At 62.5% G+C, this 15,547-nt stretch carries 13 protein-coding genes and 1 pseudogene; all 14 read left to right on the forward strand.

The window, feature by feature from the left end; translation table 11 throughout:
• Positions 1-12: 12 nt before the first annotated feature.
• The 14 genes and pseudogenes from V6765_RS00275 to V6765_RS00340 all read left to right on the forward strand — a co-directional run bounded on the left by V6765_RS00275 (position 13) and on the right by V6765_RS00340 (position 15,545).
• A complete protein-coding gene (locus V6765_RS00275) occupies positions 13-2,184 on the forward strand; it encodes an ABC transporter permease (protein WP_448425476.1) in 2,172 nt (723 codons plus the stop codon).
• 8 nt (positions 2,185-2,192) lie between these two features.
• Entirely contained in the window at positions 2,193-3,281 is a 1,089-nt protein-coding gene (locus tag V6765_RS00280) for a strictosidine synthase (RefSeq protein WP_448425478.1), read from the forward strand.
• Positions 3,278-4,773, forward strand: a pseudogene (locus V6765_RS00285) (sugar ABC transporter ATP-binding protein). Before V6765_RS00280 ends, V6765_RS00285 begins: the two are co-directional and overlap by 4 nt.
• Before the next feature lie 150 nt (positions 4,774-4,923).
• Complete coding sequence (locus tag V6765_RS00290) at positions 4,924-5,664, forward strand: SDR family NAD(P)-dependent oxidoreductase (RefSeq protein ID WP_448425480.1); 741 nt, start codon at positions 4,924-4,926, stop codon at positions 5,662-5,664.
• 67 nt (positions 5,665-5,731) lie between these two features.
• Complete coding sequence (locus V6765_RS00295; protein WP_448425482.1) at positions 5,732-7,096, forward strand: MmgE/PrpD family protein; 1,365 nt, start codon at positions 5,732-5,734, stop codon at positions 7,094-7,096.
• Positions 7,093-8,058, forward strand: a complete 966-nt coding sequence (locus tag V6765_RS00300) for a branched-chain amino acid ABC transporter permease (protein ID WP_448425483.1) — start codon at positions 7,093-7,095, stop codon at positions 8,056-8,058. The genes V6765_RS00295 and V6765_RS00300 overlap by 4 nt, the downstream gene beginning before the upstream one ends.
• 2 nt (positions 8,059-8,060) lie before the next feature.
• Positions 8,061-9,836 carry a branched-chain amino acid ABC transporter ATP-binding protein/permease gene (locus tag V6765_RS00305; RefSeq protein ID WP_448425485.1) on the forward strand — a complete coding sequence of 592 codons (1,776 nt, stop codon included), beginning with the start codon at positions 8,061-8,063 and terminating at the stop codon, positions 9,834-9,836.
• Positions 9,823-10,533, forward strand: a complete 711-nt coding sequence (locus V6765_RS00310; RefSeq protein ID WP_448425487.1) for an ABC transporter ATP-binding protein — start codon at positions 9,823-9,825, stop codon at positions 10,531-10,533. The genes V6765_RS00305 and V6765_RS00310 overlap by 14 nt, the downstream gene beginning before the upstream one ends.
• 28 nt (positions 10,534-10,561) lie before the next feature.
• On the forward strand, positions 10,562-11,779 hold the full coding sequence (locus tag V6765_RS00315) for an ABC transporter substrate-binding protein (RefSeq protein WP_448425489.1): 1,218 nt from the start codon (positions 10,562-10,564) through the stop codon (positions 11,777-11,779).
• A 79-nt stretch (positions 11,780-11,858) separates the two neighbouring features.
• Complete coding sequence (locus tag V6765_RS00320) at positions 11,859-12,662, forward strand: N-acyl homoserine lactonase family protein (RefSeq protein WP_448425491.1); 804 nt, start codon at positions 11,859-11,861, stop codon at positions 12,660-12,662.
• A 109-nt stretch (positions 12,663-12,771) separates the two neighbouring features.
• On the forward strand, positions 12,772-13,098 hold the full coding sequence (locus tag V6765_RS00325; protein WP_448425492.1) for an NIPSNAP family protein: 327 nt from the start codon (positions 12,772-12,774) through the stop codon (positions 13,096-13,098).
• A gap of 65 nt (positions 13,099-13,163) precedes the next feature.
• Positions 13,164-14,039 (forward strand): NAD(P)-dependent oxidoreductase, encoded by an 876-nt coding sequence (locus V6765_RS00330; protein ID WP_448425494.1) that lies wholly within the window; start codon positions 13,164-13,166, stop codon positions 14,037-14,039.
• Positions 14,040-14,142: 103 nt separating this feature from the next.
• Positions 14,143-14,556: a carboxymuconolactone decarboxylase family protein gene (locus V6765_RS00335; protein WP_448425496.1), complete on the forward strand. Its 414-nt coding sequence runs from the start codon at positions 14,143-14,145 to the stop codon at positions 14,554-14,556.
• A 92-nt stretch (positions 14,557-14,648) separates the two neighbouring features.
• On the forward strand, positions 14,649-15,545 hold the full coding sequence (locus tag V6765_RS00340; protein WP_448425498.1) for an NAD(P)-dependent oxidoreductase: 897 nt from the start codon (positions 14,649-14,651) through the stop codon (positions 15,543-15,545).
• Positions 15,546-15,547 lie beyond the last annotated feature (2 nt).

Consider the following 15,547-nt stretch of genomic DNA (forward strand, 5'->3'; position numbering starts at 1 on the left):
GATCAGGCCGTCATGGAAACCATCAGTCAGTCGTCGAAATCCTCGTCCAGCGGTTCCGCCGAACGAAACGTCACGGATATGTTCGTGCGTTGGCGTCACAAGTGGATCCCGACCCATATTTTCGGCGAGTTGCTGTCGAAAAGCTGGATCGACAACATTGTGCCGGCCGCGATCCTGGTCGCCATCGTCGTGGTCTTCGGCAGCATCGTTCCCAATTTCTTCCTGCCGGCGAATGTCTCTGACGGCACCCGCCAGATCGGCGAGCTCGGTTTCGTCGTGCTCGGTATGATGCTGGTTGTGCTCGGCGGCGGCATCGATCTCAGCGTTGGCTCCAATTTCGCGCTGGGCAATCTGTTCGCCCTGGCGCTGACCAATATTTTCGGGCTACCGGTGGGCGTGGTGTTCGTCGCCGTGGTGGCGCTTTGCTCCTTCGTCGGGCTTATCAACGGCCTGCTCGTCGGAGTGCTGAAACTGCGGGCGTTCCTGACGACGCTGGTGATGCTGATCGGCATAAGAGCGCTCGTCGACACGCTGCTGCTGAAATACGCCCTGCAAATCTCCGCCGGATATTACGACAACGCCATCTGGGATTTCTTCGGCGCTGGCAGTATCCTCGGCATCCCGGTCAGCTTCGTGCTGTTCCTCGTCGCGGCCGCCCTGATGCATATCGTCATCAGCCGCACCCGGCTCGGCTGGCATGTGATGGCGGTTGGCGGGTCGCGGCGGTCGGCCCATAATGCCGGCATCAACGTGCCCTATACCGTCTGTATCACCTATGTGCTGTCCGGCGCGTTCTGCGGCATATCGTCATTCTTCTACGCCGCCCGGCTCGGCAATGGCGGCTCCTATCCCGGCGTCGGGCTGGAGGTTCTGGCGCTGACGGCGGTGATCGTCGGCGGCATCAGCCTTGGCGGCGGCCGCGGTTCGGTCGCCAAGGCCGTCATCGGGGCAATGATCGTGCAGATCGTCAGCCTGGCGGTGGTCCAGCTTGGCCTGCAGAGCGGCGCGGGCCAGTTCGTGCTGGGGTTGATCCTGCTCGCGGCGATCGGCTTCGATGTGCGCTGGGTCAAGAACCGCGACAAGATCCTGTCGCGCGTCTACATGTCGCCGACCTATTATGGGTTGCCCGCCCCGCCCTCGACGGAGGCTGGGTCGGGTTCGCCGTTTGCAGCCAATGACAGGCTTGGCGCGGTCGACGTTCACGGCGTTGGCCAGCTCGACGGTCCGGAAGACGTGATCTTCGACAGCGCCGGCAATCTCTATTGCGGCGACCGCCATGGCAATATCATGCGGCTTGACGGGCCGGATCACCAGGAGGCCTATGTTTTCGCCCATATCGGCGGCCATCCGCTCGGCATGGCGATCGACGCCCAGGACAATATCGTTGTCTGCGTTGGCGGCATGGGGCTTTACCGCGTTCACCAGGACAAGAGCGTTGAAAAACTGACCGACGAGACCAATCGCTCGCTGTTTTCGATCATCGACGACTCGCGCCTGCGGTTGACCGATGACTGCGACATTGCGCCGGACGGGCGGATTTTCTTCAGCGAAGCGACAACCCGTTTCGATATGGCAAGCTGGCCATCTGATGCGCTCGAAAGCAGGCCCAGCGGACGCATCGTCTGTTACGATCCGGCGAAGAAGACGACCCATACGGTCGCCCGCCACCTGACTTTCCCGAACGGTATCACGCTCAGCCACAACGGCCAGTCGATCCTGTTTGCCGAAAGCTGGGCCTGCCGTATCAGCCGCTACTGGTTCGACGGGCCGAAGGCCGGCAAGGTCGAGCCCGTTGTCGAAAACCTGCCGGGCTATCCCGACAACATCAATCGGGCGAGCGACGGGACCTATTGGATGGCGGTGATGGGCATGCGCTCGCCGGCGCTCGATCTGGCGCTGCGCATGCCCGGCTTCCGCAAGCGGATGGCGCAGGAAGTTTCGGCCGATGAGTGGCTCTATCCCAACATCAACAATGGCTGCATCCTGCGCTTCAGCGAGGATGGGAAGGTGCTGGAAAGCCTCTGGGACAAGGCTGGCGAAAACCACCCGATGATTACCTCGATGCGCGAACATAAGGGCCGGCTCTATATCGGCGGCATCTTCAACAACCGCATCGGCAGCCTGAAACTCGACGGCGTCGACGAGAGCTGGACCGGCTTCACCAGCTACTGGGGGCGGGCATGATGAATTTTATGAGCAGGCTTATCCGCAGGGATGGCGCGACGGTGCCTTCGATGGATGGCGTTTTGCGTCCGAATTCGAGGCTCGACGAGGCCCCGGTGCTCGCCGCTGTGGCGGAACCTGACAATCTCGCGGTATCGGGCGATGACCTCGTCTTCTCCAGCGCCAGCGCCCTTTACCGTCTGACGCCCGCTTCAAAAGGAGAGCCGGAGCAGATCCAGGCGTTCGACGCCGCCGTGACGGCGCTCGCCGCAAGCCCTGACGGCGCGCTTGCCGTCGGGCTTTCGGGTGAGGGGATCAGGGTCATCGGCGGCGCCCATGACGGCGTGCAGGTCGAACGGTTCGGCTCGCTGCCCGCATCCGGCCCGACCGCGCTCTGCTTCGACGGACCGCATACGATTTTCGTGGCATTCGGCTCGGCGCATAACGAAGCGGACGAATGGCAGCGCGACCTGATGGAACGGCGCTCCAGCGGATCGATCTGGAGAATCGATCTGAAAACCGGGGCCGCGACCGCGATCGCGGAAGGGTCGGCGTACCCCAACGGGCTGCTTGTCCATGATGGCGCGCTGGTGGTTTCCGAAAGCTGGAACCATCGTCTGTTGCGGTTCGATCTTCAGAAACCGAAACCCCGCCCGCAGATCGTGGTGGACGACCTGCCGGGTTATCCCGGCCGGCTGTCGGCGTGCTCCGATGGCGGTGCATGGCTTGCCGTGTTCGCGCCGCGCAGCCAGCTTATCGAGTTCGTACTTCGTGAACGCGGCTACTGCAGCCGCATGCTGGGGGGGCTTCCGAAGGAATACTGGATTGCGCCGTCGCTGCGCTCCGGCCTGTCGTTTCGCGAGCCGATGCAGGGCGGCGCGGTCAGGGTCCACGGTATCTACAAACCCTGGGCGCCGACACGTTCCTATGGGCTTGCCGTGCGGCTCGGGCCCGATCTGCAGCCGCTGCAATCCTTCCACAGCCGCGCGGACGGAAACCGCCACGGCATTGTCAGCCTTTGCGAATGGAACGGCGCAACGGCCTTCGCCAGCCGCGGCGACGGCTTGATCGGGGCGATTGCGTCTGACCATGGGAACCCTCCGGGAGAAGTCCGATGACGCCTTTGCTCCAGCTCAAGAATATTACCAAGGAATACAGGGGCGTACCCGCGATTTCCGAGGTGTCGATTGAACTTGAGGCCGGGCGTGTTCATGCCATCCTCGGGGAAAACGGCGCCGGCAAGTCAACGTTGACGAAGATGATCGCGGGCGCGGTTGCGCCGACCAGTGGCGAGATCCTGCTGGATGGCAAGCCGATCACCCTTTCATCGCCCGGCGACGCGCTGCGCCATGGCATCGCCATGGTGTTTCAGGAAACCAGCCTGGTTCCCTCGCTGACGGTGGCGCAGAACCTGTTTCTCGGCGACGAGCAGGTCTTCAACCGCCTGCGCGGGCTCTACATTGCCGCGCAGCAATTCCTGCAATCGCTCAATTTTCCGGTCGATCCGACCGCCAATGTCTCAACCCTCGGCGCGGCTCAGCGGCAGATGGTGGAGATTGCCCGCGCGGTGCGCAAGAACGCAAGAGTGATTATTTTCGACGAGCCGACGGCGACGCTGACTCCGGAAGAAAAACACTATTTCTTCGAACTCATCGAGCGGTTGAAGCAGCGCAATGTCTCGATCGTCTTCATTTCGCATGCGCTGGAAGAGGCGCTAGCGATCTCCGACAGGATCACGGTGCTGCGCGACGGCCAGCACGTCATCACCGACGACACAGCGAAATTCGACCGTGACCTGATCATCCGTTCCATGGTTGGGCGGACGTTGTCGAGCCAGCTTTACGAGCGGGCGGCGGACCGTCCGACGCGGCCCTACGGCAGGAAGGTTTTGAGCGTGCAGAACCTTTCCATGGGGCGGATGGTGCGCAATACCTCGTTTTCCGTCTATGCGGGCCAGATTACCGGCGTTTTCGGGCTTATCGGCTCGGGCCGGACGGAATCCTTCAAGGTCGTGTCCGGCGTTGTGAAGCGAAACTTCTTTCACGGCGGCATCGTGCGGCTGATGGGCAAGGCGTGCGTTACCGGATTCCCCGGCCGGCGGTGAAGGCGGGTGTCTCCTATGTCACCGAGGATCGCAAGGTCGAGGGCATTTTCGAGACCATGTCGATTGCCGAGAGTATCCATATCGGCGCGCTTGCCGCTGACAAGGGGGGCTCGTGGTTCGTGAGCAGGCGGAAGATGCGGCAGCTCGCCGACCACTGGACAAGCGCGCTCTCGGTCAAGTCGATCGATCCCAATGCCCGGGTGCTGGAGCTTTCGGGCGGAAACCAGCAGAAGGTGGTGATTGCCAAGGCGCTGGCGCAGGATCCGAATATCGTGATCTTCGACGAGCCGACGCGCGGCGTCGATGTCGGCGCGATTGCCGAGATCCACGAGATCATCCAGAAACTCGCCGATGACGGCCTCGCCGTGGTGGTGATTTCCTCATACCTGCCTGAGGTTCTCAACCTCTCCGATCGCATCCTGGTGGCGCGTCAGGGCCGCATCGTCGAGGAGTTCTCGATGGAGGAGGCGAGCGAGGAAAAGATCATGTACGCCGCCGTTCACTGAGGTCTGCTTTCTGGCGCCGAACCGGTGACGCGGATGATGCCTGTGATCAATGTGAGGCTTTATGTCATATTTTAATATTGTATTATTGTCGTTATATGCTACGGATTGTTGAAGCACGGTGGGAGACGGCGCGAAACGGGAGGTGATTTCATGCTGGAAGGACTGCGCGCCATTGTCACGGGCGGCGGAAATGGGCTCGGACGCGCGATCGCGCTCGACCTGATAGCGCGCGGCGCAACCGTCGGCGCATTGGACATCGATGGCGACGCGCTTGAGCGGATGGCAGACGAGGCTGAGGGTGGCGGGATTGTACCCCTGCGCTGCGACATCTCCGATCGCGCCGCAACGGTGGCTGCGATCGAAGGCTTCGCCGAAAACGGCGGGCTGGATATCCTCGTCAACAATGCCGTGGCGTTCCACTATGCCGAGCTGGAGGTCTTTCCACCCGAAAAGATCGAGCGGATGCTGGATGTAGGGCTCAAGGGAACGTTCTGGGCGTCGCAAGCGGCCATTCCATTTCTGAAGAACAGCGAAAACGCCAGCATCGTCAACCTGTCCTCGATCGCGGTATCGATCGCGATCGGCACGGCCTCGGTCTATACCTCGATCAAGGGCGCACTCGATGCGCTGACCCGCCAGCAGGCGGCCGAGCTTGGTCCCAAGGGCATCCGGGTCAATGCCGTGGCGCCCGGTTCCGTGCGCACGCCCGGCGCGTCTGCCGTGATCACCGACAGCGGCTGGGAGGAGCGGACGGCGAAATCGCTGCTCGGCCGCCTCGCCGAACCGGAGGATGTCGCCCGCGCCGTGGCCTTTCTGGCCTCATCCGACGCTCGCTGCATCACCGGCGTCACCCTGAAAGTGGATTGCGGCATGACGATCAAGGGAGCGTGACGGCGCTTCGCACCGAAGCCGGCAAACGAAATAACAGGGCGGTTTGCCCGATGGGAGGGAAAATTTCATGACCGCACGAACCGTTCTGACGGATCTGGTCGATCAGGCTTTCGAGAAGAACGAATTTCCCGAGGCCGCGCGCGAAAAGGCTGTGATCTGCCTTGCCGATTTCCTGTCATGCGCCATTGAAGCGGCGGACCTGCCATGGAGCCGGCAATCCCTTGCGCTTGCCACCGGGCGGGCCGGCGAGTGCGCAATCGTTGGCGAGGCTGGCGGATTTGTTGCGGAAGATGCGGCCTTTGCCAATGCCGTGCGCGGTCACGGGCTTGTGCGCGAGGACATGCATGCCGGCAGCCTTTCGCATATGGGCGTTGTAATCTGGCCGGTGCTTCTGGCGCTTGCCGGTGAGGCGGCGGACCTCAAGACACGACCGCTTGATGCAGCGATTGCCGGATACGAGATCGGCGGTCGTGTCGGCCGGGTTCTGATGACGCCCGAAATGGCGCGGCTCTTCCGCCCGACTGGGCTTATCGGACCGCTTTCCGGCGCGCTCGCCGGCGCGATGCTTCTCGGCCTCGACAGAGAGACCACCGTCAACGCGCTGGCGCTGGCGATCAATTCCGCCGGCGGCCTTAACGAATGGCCGCACAGCGGCGCGGACGACATGTATTTTCATCCCGGTTTCGCCTCCCGCAACGCGCTGACGGCCCTTCGGCTGGCGCAACTCGGCGCGCATGGCTCCGCGAGCGCCGTTGATGGCGTGGCCGGGCTTTTTGCCGCCTTCGGACGCCAGAAGGCGCCCTCGCAAATCGTCCTCTATCCCGAGGGCGAATGCGAGATCATGGCGGTGTTCAACAAGGAGGTGCCGGCCTGCAATTTCGCCCAGTCGCCCTGCCAGGTGGCGCTGGCCGCCGCCAAGCGGGTGGGCGAGGGCGACAGCATCAAGTCCATCCATCTGTCGACCTACGATGCCGCGCTGAACTATCCGGGCTGTAACTATCGCGGCCCCTTCGAGACGCCGCTACAGGCGAAGATGAGCATCTTCTTCGGCATGGGGGCGGCGATTGCGCGCGGCGAGATTGCCGAGGCGAACTATGCGCTGCTCGACGATCCGCGCATCGCCGAACTGATCGGGATGACCACGGTTTCGATTTCCGACGCGCTCAACAACGCATTCCCGGCGCGCCAGGGCGCAAGGGTGAAGATCGAGACGACATCGGGCGCGGTGATCGAGGAGGCGCTTGACGATATCCGCTCGGCATCGCCCGGCGTCGTGCGCGAACGGCTTTCGAAGGTGGCGACAGAGCGGCTCGGAGCCGGTCAGGCAAGCGATCTCGATCGCGCTGTCGATCAGCTTGCCGCCAATGACGCCGCAAGCCTCACCGCAGTCGCCCGGCTTGCTGCGGCCAAGAGCAGGGAGGGCGTCCCGTGACGGATTTCCAGTTCTTCATCGAGAACGTCCTCCAGCTTTTGATCACCGGCGTGTCGCTCGGCGCGATCTACGGGCTGATGTGCGTCGGTCTGGCGATGATCTTCGGGATCATGCGGGTCATCAACTTCGCCCAGGGCGATTTCATGATGGTCGGCATGTATGCCGCCTATTTCGTGTTCACCGCGCTCGGCTTTCAGGCGCTGTTCGGAAGCGGGCTCGGCCCCTATCTCTCCGTCATCGCCGCAGCGCCTGCCATGTATGTGTTCGGCTGGCTGATCCACCGTTTCCTGATCCGCCGGGTCACCGGTCGGCAGTCGATCGAGATGGAGGGCGATGGCCATTACGCCCAGCTCATCCTCACGCTCGGCATCGCGCTGATCCTGCAAAACGGCGCGATGATCCTGGTCGGGGCCGATCTGGTTTCGATCCGCACGCCGCTTTCAAGCGAGGCCTGGGTGCTGGAGCCGTTCGGCGAGAGCATGCCGATCATGCTGTTCTTCAACAAGTCGCGCATCTTCGCCATGCTGGTTTCCAGCGCCGTCATCATTGCGCTGTGGCTGCTGATCCAGCGCAGCTTCCTCGGCAAGTCGCTGAGGGCGGCCGCCGATAATGCGGAAGCCGCGACCTACATGGGCATCGACGTCGACCGGGCGCACCGGATCGCCTTTGCAATCGGCACGGCGGTCACCGCGATCGCCGGCGGACTTCTCGCCACCAGCTATCCCTTCAGCCCGTTCGTCGGCCTGGAATATGTGATCATCATGTATGCCGGCGTCGTTCTTGGCGGCATCGGCAGCATTATCGGCGCGTTCTGGGGCGGGATGATCATCGGTCTGGTACAGCAGTTTTCGACGCTGGTTCTGCCGACGCAGCTTCAGAACGCGACAATCTTCGTGTGCTTCCTGCTTGTGGTGATGCTTCGCCCGCAGGGCCTGTTCGGCCGCAATGTGGATCGGACATGATGATGAAGACAGGCAGCAAATCTCTTCTCTATTTCATCGTTCCGGCGCTCGCCTATCTGGCGCTATCGGCGTTCGTCACCAATTCCTACTACCAGCTCATGCTCACCCTCATCCTGATCTGGGCGACCTTCGGGCTGAGCTGGAACATTCTGAGCGGCTATACCGGGCTGATATCCTTTGGCCATGCCGCCTTCTTCGGCGCGGGCGCCTTCGCCACCGTGCTGGCGCAGATCTACTGGTCGATCACGCCATGGGTGATGTTCTTCGCCTCGGGCGCGATCGGCGCGGTGCTCGGGCTTTTGATCGGCTTTCCGACTTTCCGCCTGCGCGGCCATTACTTCGCGCTCAGCATGCTCGCCTATCCGCTGGCCTTCATGTACGTCTTCCTCTGGCTCGGTTTTCCCGAAGTCAGCGTGCCGCGCGTGCATGAAAATCCTGCAGCCTACATGCAGTTCTCCGACGGGCGGATCTACACGATGATCGCGATGGCCTTTCTGATCGTCGTCGTGCTGCTGTCCCGCAAGATCGAATCCTCCCGCTTCGGCATGGCGCTGATCGCCATCAAGCAGAACGAGGCTGCGGCCGAAGCCGCCGGCATCGACTCGCTGCGCTGGAAGCTTCGCGCCATCGCCGTCAGCGGCGCGATCGCGGCCATGGCCGGTTCGCTCTATGCCGTCGTCATTCTGGTGATCACGCCGCAATCCGTGTTCGGCATGCTGGTGTCCGCCCAGGCGCTGACGGTGGCCATGTTCGGCGGGATCGGAACCTTCTGGGGTCCGATCATCGGCGCGGGCTTCCTGATACCGATCGCGGAAATCCTGCATGCCGAACTCGGCAGCATCCTGCCCGGCATTCAGGGCGTGGTCTATGGCGTTGCCATCGTGGTGTTGATCACGCTTGCGCCGGAGGGGATGTTCTGGAAGGTGCGCGACTGGATGGGCAAGGCCCGGAAGAAGGGCGAGCCCGAGACGCATCCGGCGACGCAGCCGCTGGACCTGACCGCTGTCGAACCGCGGGATTTCTCTCCGGCCGCCGACGATTCCGACATCGTGCTCGACGTGCGGAACATGTCCAAGAATTTCGGCGGGTTGAAGGCGGTTCAGGATGTCAGCTTCCAGGTGCGGCGCGGCATGATCCTAGGCATCATCGGCCCGAACGGGGCCGGAAAGACCACGCTTTTCAACCTTCTGAACGGCTTTCAGACGCCGACCTCCGGCCAGGTTTTTGTCAACGGCAAGGACATGGCGCGCAGCAAGCCGCATGTGCTGTGCCGGGCAGGGGTGGGCCGCACGTTCCAGATCATGCGTCCGTTCACGCGCATGACCGTGCGCGACAATGTCCGCACCGGGGCCTATGTGCGGGCCGAGAGCGAGGCCGAGGCGGCGGAGGTTGCCGATGATGCCCTGCGTCAGGTCGGGCTGTCGGCGATCTCGGACCGGCTCGCCGGCGAACTCACAACCAAAGAACTGCGCCTGATGGAACTGGCCCGCGCGCTTGCCGGCAAGCCGCACACGCTGCTTCTTGACGAGACGCTCGCCGGCCTCGGCCGCGACGAGGCCGCCGAGGTCGTGGCGGTGATCCGCCGGCTTTCCGCCAGCGGCATGACGGTGGCGATCATCGAACACACGATGCAGGCTATGGTGCAGCTGGTCGACCGCTTCCTGGTCCTCGACCACGGTCAGGTGATCATGGAGGGAGCGCCCGAAGAAGTCACCAAGAACCCCCACGTCATCGAGGCCTATCTCGGCAAGAAGTGGAGCGCCCATGCTGAGGATTGAGAAACTCACCGTCGGCTATTCCGCAAGCGTGCCGGTGCTGCACGACGTTTCGATCAGCATCGAGGCCGGCCAGTTCATCTCCGTCGTCGGGCCGAACGGCGCGGGCAAAACGACGCTGTTCAAAGCGATCTCCGGAACGCTGACCCCCATCGGCGGCAGGCTGAGTTTCGAGGGCCAGGACATTTCGAGCCTTGAGCCGTCGCGGCGGCCCCATCTCGGAATCGCCCATGTCCCTGAGGGCCGGCAGGTATTTCCCTCGATGACCGTGCTGGAGAATCTCGAAATGGGCGCCGTGCCCAAGGCCGGGCGGGATGAATGGGCCACAAATCTGGAGCGAATCTACACCTGGTTTCCGGTGCTGAAGGAGCGCGCCGGACAGTATGCCGGCACGCTTTCCGGCGGCCAGCAACAGATGCTCGCCATCGGCCGCGGCCTCGCATCGTCGCCCAAGCTGATCATGCTCGACGAGCCGTCCATGGGGCTTGCGCCGTCGATCGCGGACTTCGTGTTCGAGAAGCTGATGGAGATCAGGCGGGATCTCGGCCTTGCCATCCTGCTGGTCGAGCAGCGCGTGGCGGAGGCGCTGCAATTTGCCGATCGCGGTTACGTGCTGGAAACCGGTCGCATCGTTCTGGAAGGAGACGGCGACACGCTGATGGCCGATGACCGCATCCGCCAGGCCTATCTCGGAATGTAATGAGAACTGAACAAAGGAGGAGGAAAACATGACCAACCATTTGAAGAGAAGTCTTGCTTTTGCCCTTGCGGCAAGCACCGCCGCGATGGCCGGCGTTTCAGCGCTGGCGCAGGAAAAGCCGATCCAGATCGGCTTGATCGCGCCGACATCGGGCATTTACGCCCGTCCCGGTACGGTGATGAAAATGGGCGCGGAGCTCGCCGTGCAGGACGTCAACAAAGCTGGCGGGATATCCTGCCTGGACGGCGCCCCGCTGGAGCTCGTCGTGATCGATTCCGGCGATACCGTCGAGAAGGCCACGAATGCCGCCCAGCGCATGGTCGCCGAATATCCGGAACTGGTGGGCGGTACGGGCGCTTATCTCAGTTCGTTCACCCTGGCCGTGACCGAGGTGACCGAGCGCGCCAACCTGCCGATGCTGACGCTGTCCTATTCCGACCAGATCACCGATCGCGGTTTCAAGAATGTGTTTCAGACCTCGGCCACGGCCGGCGTGCAGGCGCAGCTTGCCCTGCCGATCATTCTGGACCTTGCCGAGGAACAGACCGGCAAGCGGCCCGAGACGGTTGCGATCGTCACCGACAATACTGCCGCGTCGCTGTCCTCGGTCGAGCGCATGACCAATGGTCTGCTGGACGATGTCGGGCTCGAAGTGGTGCTGGAGGAAGTGTTTACCCCGCCGCTGGCGGACGCCACCTCGCTGGTCCAGCAGGTGCGCCAGAAGCGTCCGGACCTTCTGTTCTTCCTGCCGACCGTGATTTCCGACAGCAAGCTGATCCTGGAGAAGATGAAGGAATTCCGGGTTCAGGTTCCGGTGATCTCGTTCGGCATCGCGATCGCCGAGCCGGAGGTGCTGAACACCATGCCGCCGGAAATGCTGGAAGGCGTGATGTCGGCGGTGGCCAACTGGGGCACCAAAGGCCAGGAAGAGCTGATCGAGCGGCTGAACACCGTCTACGGCGAACCGTGGATGACCCAGAACGCCGTTTCCACCTATGGCGATATCTGGCTTTTCAAGGAAGCGCTGGAACAGAGCTGCAGCCGCGATCGCGCCGCTCTTGGCGATGCCTTGCGCGAACTCGACGCCGGCCCGGCGGAATACTATCCCGGCGGCACGCTGAGCTTTGACGACAAGGGCCGCCGTGAGGGCGCCAGCCTGACCGTCATCCAGTGGCAGGACGGCGTGCCGGTCACCGTGTTCCCGGAAGACCTGGCTTTGTCCGAGCCGATCTGGCCGAAGAAGTAGTATCCTGCGTCCGGCGGTCGGGTGATCGCCGGACGCGTTTTCCCGCGCCGGCGGGATGAATTGTTGAAGCGAGAGCAGCATGAGCGACAGATACGAAATCCTGGCCCTGAAATACGCCCGCAACGACCGTCCGGCGTCGCAGAACTTCATCGGCGGCGATGCCCACGACCACTCGATGCCGATCGACTATTATGTCTGGGTGATCCGCAACGAGGCGCGCACAATCGTTGTCGATACCGGGTTCAACGCGCAATCGGGCACCCGGCGGGGACGTGAGCTCATCACGCCGGTCCATACCGCGCTCACCGCCGTTGGGGTGGATTTCAATGCCGTCGAGCATGTGATCACCACGCATATGCATTACGATCACGCCGGCAATAACGAGCTGTTTCCGAATGCCTGCTTCTACATGCAGGAAAGCGAGATGCGCTACGCGACAGGCCCCTGCATGTGCCATCATTTCCTCAACCACCCCTACGAGGTTGACGATGTCGTCGACATGGTCCGGCGCACCTATGCCGGCAAGGTGTCATTCTGCCTGGGCGATCGCGAACTCTTTCCGGGCGTGACCGTTCACCACATCGGCGGCCACTCGCGCGGGCTGCAATGCGTGCGGGTGGAGACCAAGCGCGGTCCGGTCGTGCTCGCGTCTGACGCCAGCCACCTTTACCAGCACTTCCAGACCGGCCGGGTATTTCCGACCTGCGATAGCGTTTCCGACACCGTCGTCGGTTACCAGCGCCTGAAAGAGCTCGCCGGGAGGGACAGCCACATTGTGCCGGGACACGATCCCGCGGTGATGAACCGCTATCCGTCGTTCAGCGAGCAGACCGCGGCCTTCGCCGTGAGGCTGGATGAGGACGAGCGCGTTCAGCACCGATAGTTTCAGTCTGTGAAACAGGCTGACATAACCGCCGGAAATGATTTTGTATTATTGACGTAATGTCCTAGCAAAAATAGACTCCTACCCAATCAAGAGAAGGGATTGCCGAATGATCGTGGAACTCCGGATTTACTATTGCGCACCGACCCGCCTGCCTGCGCTTCTGGACCGTTTCCGGTCCAAGACCCTCGGCTTTTTCGAGAAGTACGGCATCGAGCAGATCGGTTTCTGGACCACCGTTGTCGGCCCCGACAACCATGCGCTCACCTATCTGTTGAAATGGGAGAGCATGGCAGAGCGCGAAGAACGCTGGAACGCTTTCCAGTCGGATCCTGATTGGATCACCGCGCGTGCTGAATCCGAACGAAACGCGCCGATCGTCGCCCGGGTCGAGAACAGCTTTCTCGCGCCCACCGACTTTTCGGCCCTGCGCTAGAGCCTCGCCGGGGAGGGCATATCGGGAATGGAACTCTGGTCATCGAAACGCGGGGCGACCGCGTCATGAGCATGCAAAAAGTCGGCTTCATCGGGCTTGGGATGATGGGCGCGCCAATGTGCGGCTGCATCGCGGAAGCCGGTCACACATTATTTGTCGTGGATGCGGACCCGGCGCGCGTTGGCGAGATTTGCGCGAAGCTGTCCGCCGAGCCCCTGACGGAGACGGCGGCAAGAGACCTCGACATTCTGATTACCATGCTCCCGAACTCATCCATCGTGGAATCCGTTCTGCTGGATGAGGGCTGGGCCGATCGGCTCAAGCCCGGCGCTCTGGTGATCGATATGAGCTCCTCGGAACCGGTGCGCTCGCGCGAACTCGCCGAGACGCTTGCCGGGCGCGGGCTTCACTATCTTGACGCGCCTGTTTCCGGCGGCGTCAAGCGGGCGGAGAACGGCACGCTGGCAATTCTGGTGGGCGGGGACCAGGCGCAGATGGATGCCGCCCGGCCGCTGCTCGAGACGATGGGGCAGTCGATCCTGTTCATCGGGCCCGCCGGCGCCGGTCATGCCGCCAAGGCGCTCAACAATCTGGTCTCGGCCTGCGGGCTGATGATCACGGTCGAGGCGCTGCAGGTCGCAAGGCGTTTCGGCATCGCCGAAGATGTCATGACCGACGTGCTGAACGCCTCGAGCGGTCGCAGCAATACCTCCGAAAACAAGGTCAAGCAGTTCATGCTTTCCGGCACGTTTGGCTCCGGTTTCTCGCTGAAGCTGATGGACAAGGACCTCTCGATTGCGGGCAAGCTTGCCGAATCTGTCGGCTACACGCTGAGCTTCGGGGCCTATGGCATCAGCACCTGGCACCGCATTGCCGAAGGCGTTTCGCCCGCGACCGATCATACCGAGATGTACCGCCTCCTTTCGGAGGACGCGCAATGAAAGACGTCGCCCGGCTTTATGTCGACGGTATGTGGGGCAAGAGCGATTGCCTTTGGTGTTTTGAGAATTGGACGACCGCTTGAAGCGGGGGAGATTGGATGTCATGCCGACTGAAAGCGAAATGTTCGAAAAGGGGTTCCAGAACCGCAAGACGGTGCTGGGCGCTCCGCATGTCGAAAAGTCCTGGGAAAACGCGGATCAGTTCAACCGCCCCGCACAAAGACTTGTGACGGAATACTGTTGGGGAGAGGTCTGGGGCGACGAGACGCTGCCGTTCCGCACCCGCAGCATGCTGAACCTTGCAATGCTGACCGCGATGAACCAGCATCATGAGTTGGCCGTTCACGTCCGCGGCGCCCTCAACAATGGCGTCACGCCCAAGGAAATCCAGGCGGTGCTGCTGCAGGCCATGGTCTATTGCGGCGCGCCCGCCGCGCTCGCGGCCTTCAGAACCGCAAGCGCCGTCTTGAAGGAATGGTCCGCGGAGCAGGAAAAACAGGGCGGTTCGGCGGAGTAAGGTCTCGCGTCACTCGTTCATCGGGACGGAACGGCGGCCGGTGGGGCCGTCGCACCGTTTGAAAACAGCAGGTTCAGCAAGGGTCGCTACATATGGCAATCGACAAGGTAGGGTTAATCGGACTTGGAAATATGGGCGGGCGGATGACCCGCTGCATCGTCGCGGGCGGCGTCGAGGTGCTGGGTTTCGATATGGATGAGGCCGCCGCGGGACGCTTCGGAGCCAAGCGGGCGTCTTCCGCTCGCCAGATCATGGAAGAGACCGACATCATTTTTCTCTCCCTGCCCGACAGCACGGTGATCGAGAAGGTGGTGGAAGGCGAGGGCGGGTTGCTGGACCACGTTCGCCCCGGACAAATCGTCGCCGACATGAGCACGGCGTCTGCCGCCTCCACCCGGCGGATTGCGGCGAAATTCGCTGAGAAGGGTGCCTTTTATGTCGATGCCGGCATTTCCGGCGGCGCGGCGGCGGCCGAAAAGGGCGCGCTTACCCTGATGGTCGGCGGCGATCCGGATGCGATCGGACGGCTCGAGCCGGTCTTTTCGCTGATCGCCAAGAAGGTCATCGTGATGGGAGAATGCGGCGCGGGTCATACCGCCAAGCTGTTGAACAATTTTCTCAATGCCGTCAGCCTTGCCGCCACGGCCGAGGTCATGGTGGCCGGCAAGAAGGCCGGCCTCGACCTCCATCGCCTGCTCGAGGTGCTGAACGCCAGCAGCGGCGTCAACTTCGCGACTCTCAACCGCTTTCCGAAGATCGTCGACGGAGATTATCTGGAAGGCGGGCTCACCTCGAAGCTGATGACCAAGGACGTGCTGCTCTATTGCGACCTGCTGCACGAACTTGGCGTTTCCTCGCTGAATGCATCCGGGCCGATGGCGAGTTTCGGCCTGGCGACCGCGCTTGGCTATGGCGATGTCATCTCCAACCGCGTCGTCGATGCCATTGGCGATATTTCCGGCAAAGTTCGCCTCCACGAGAAGGATTGAAG

This window comes from Martelella sp. FOR1707 (assembly GCF_053484265.1).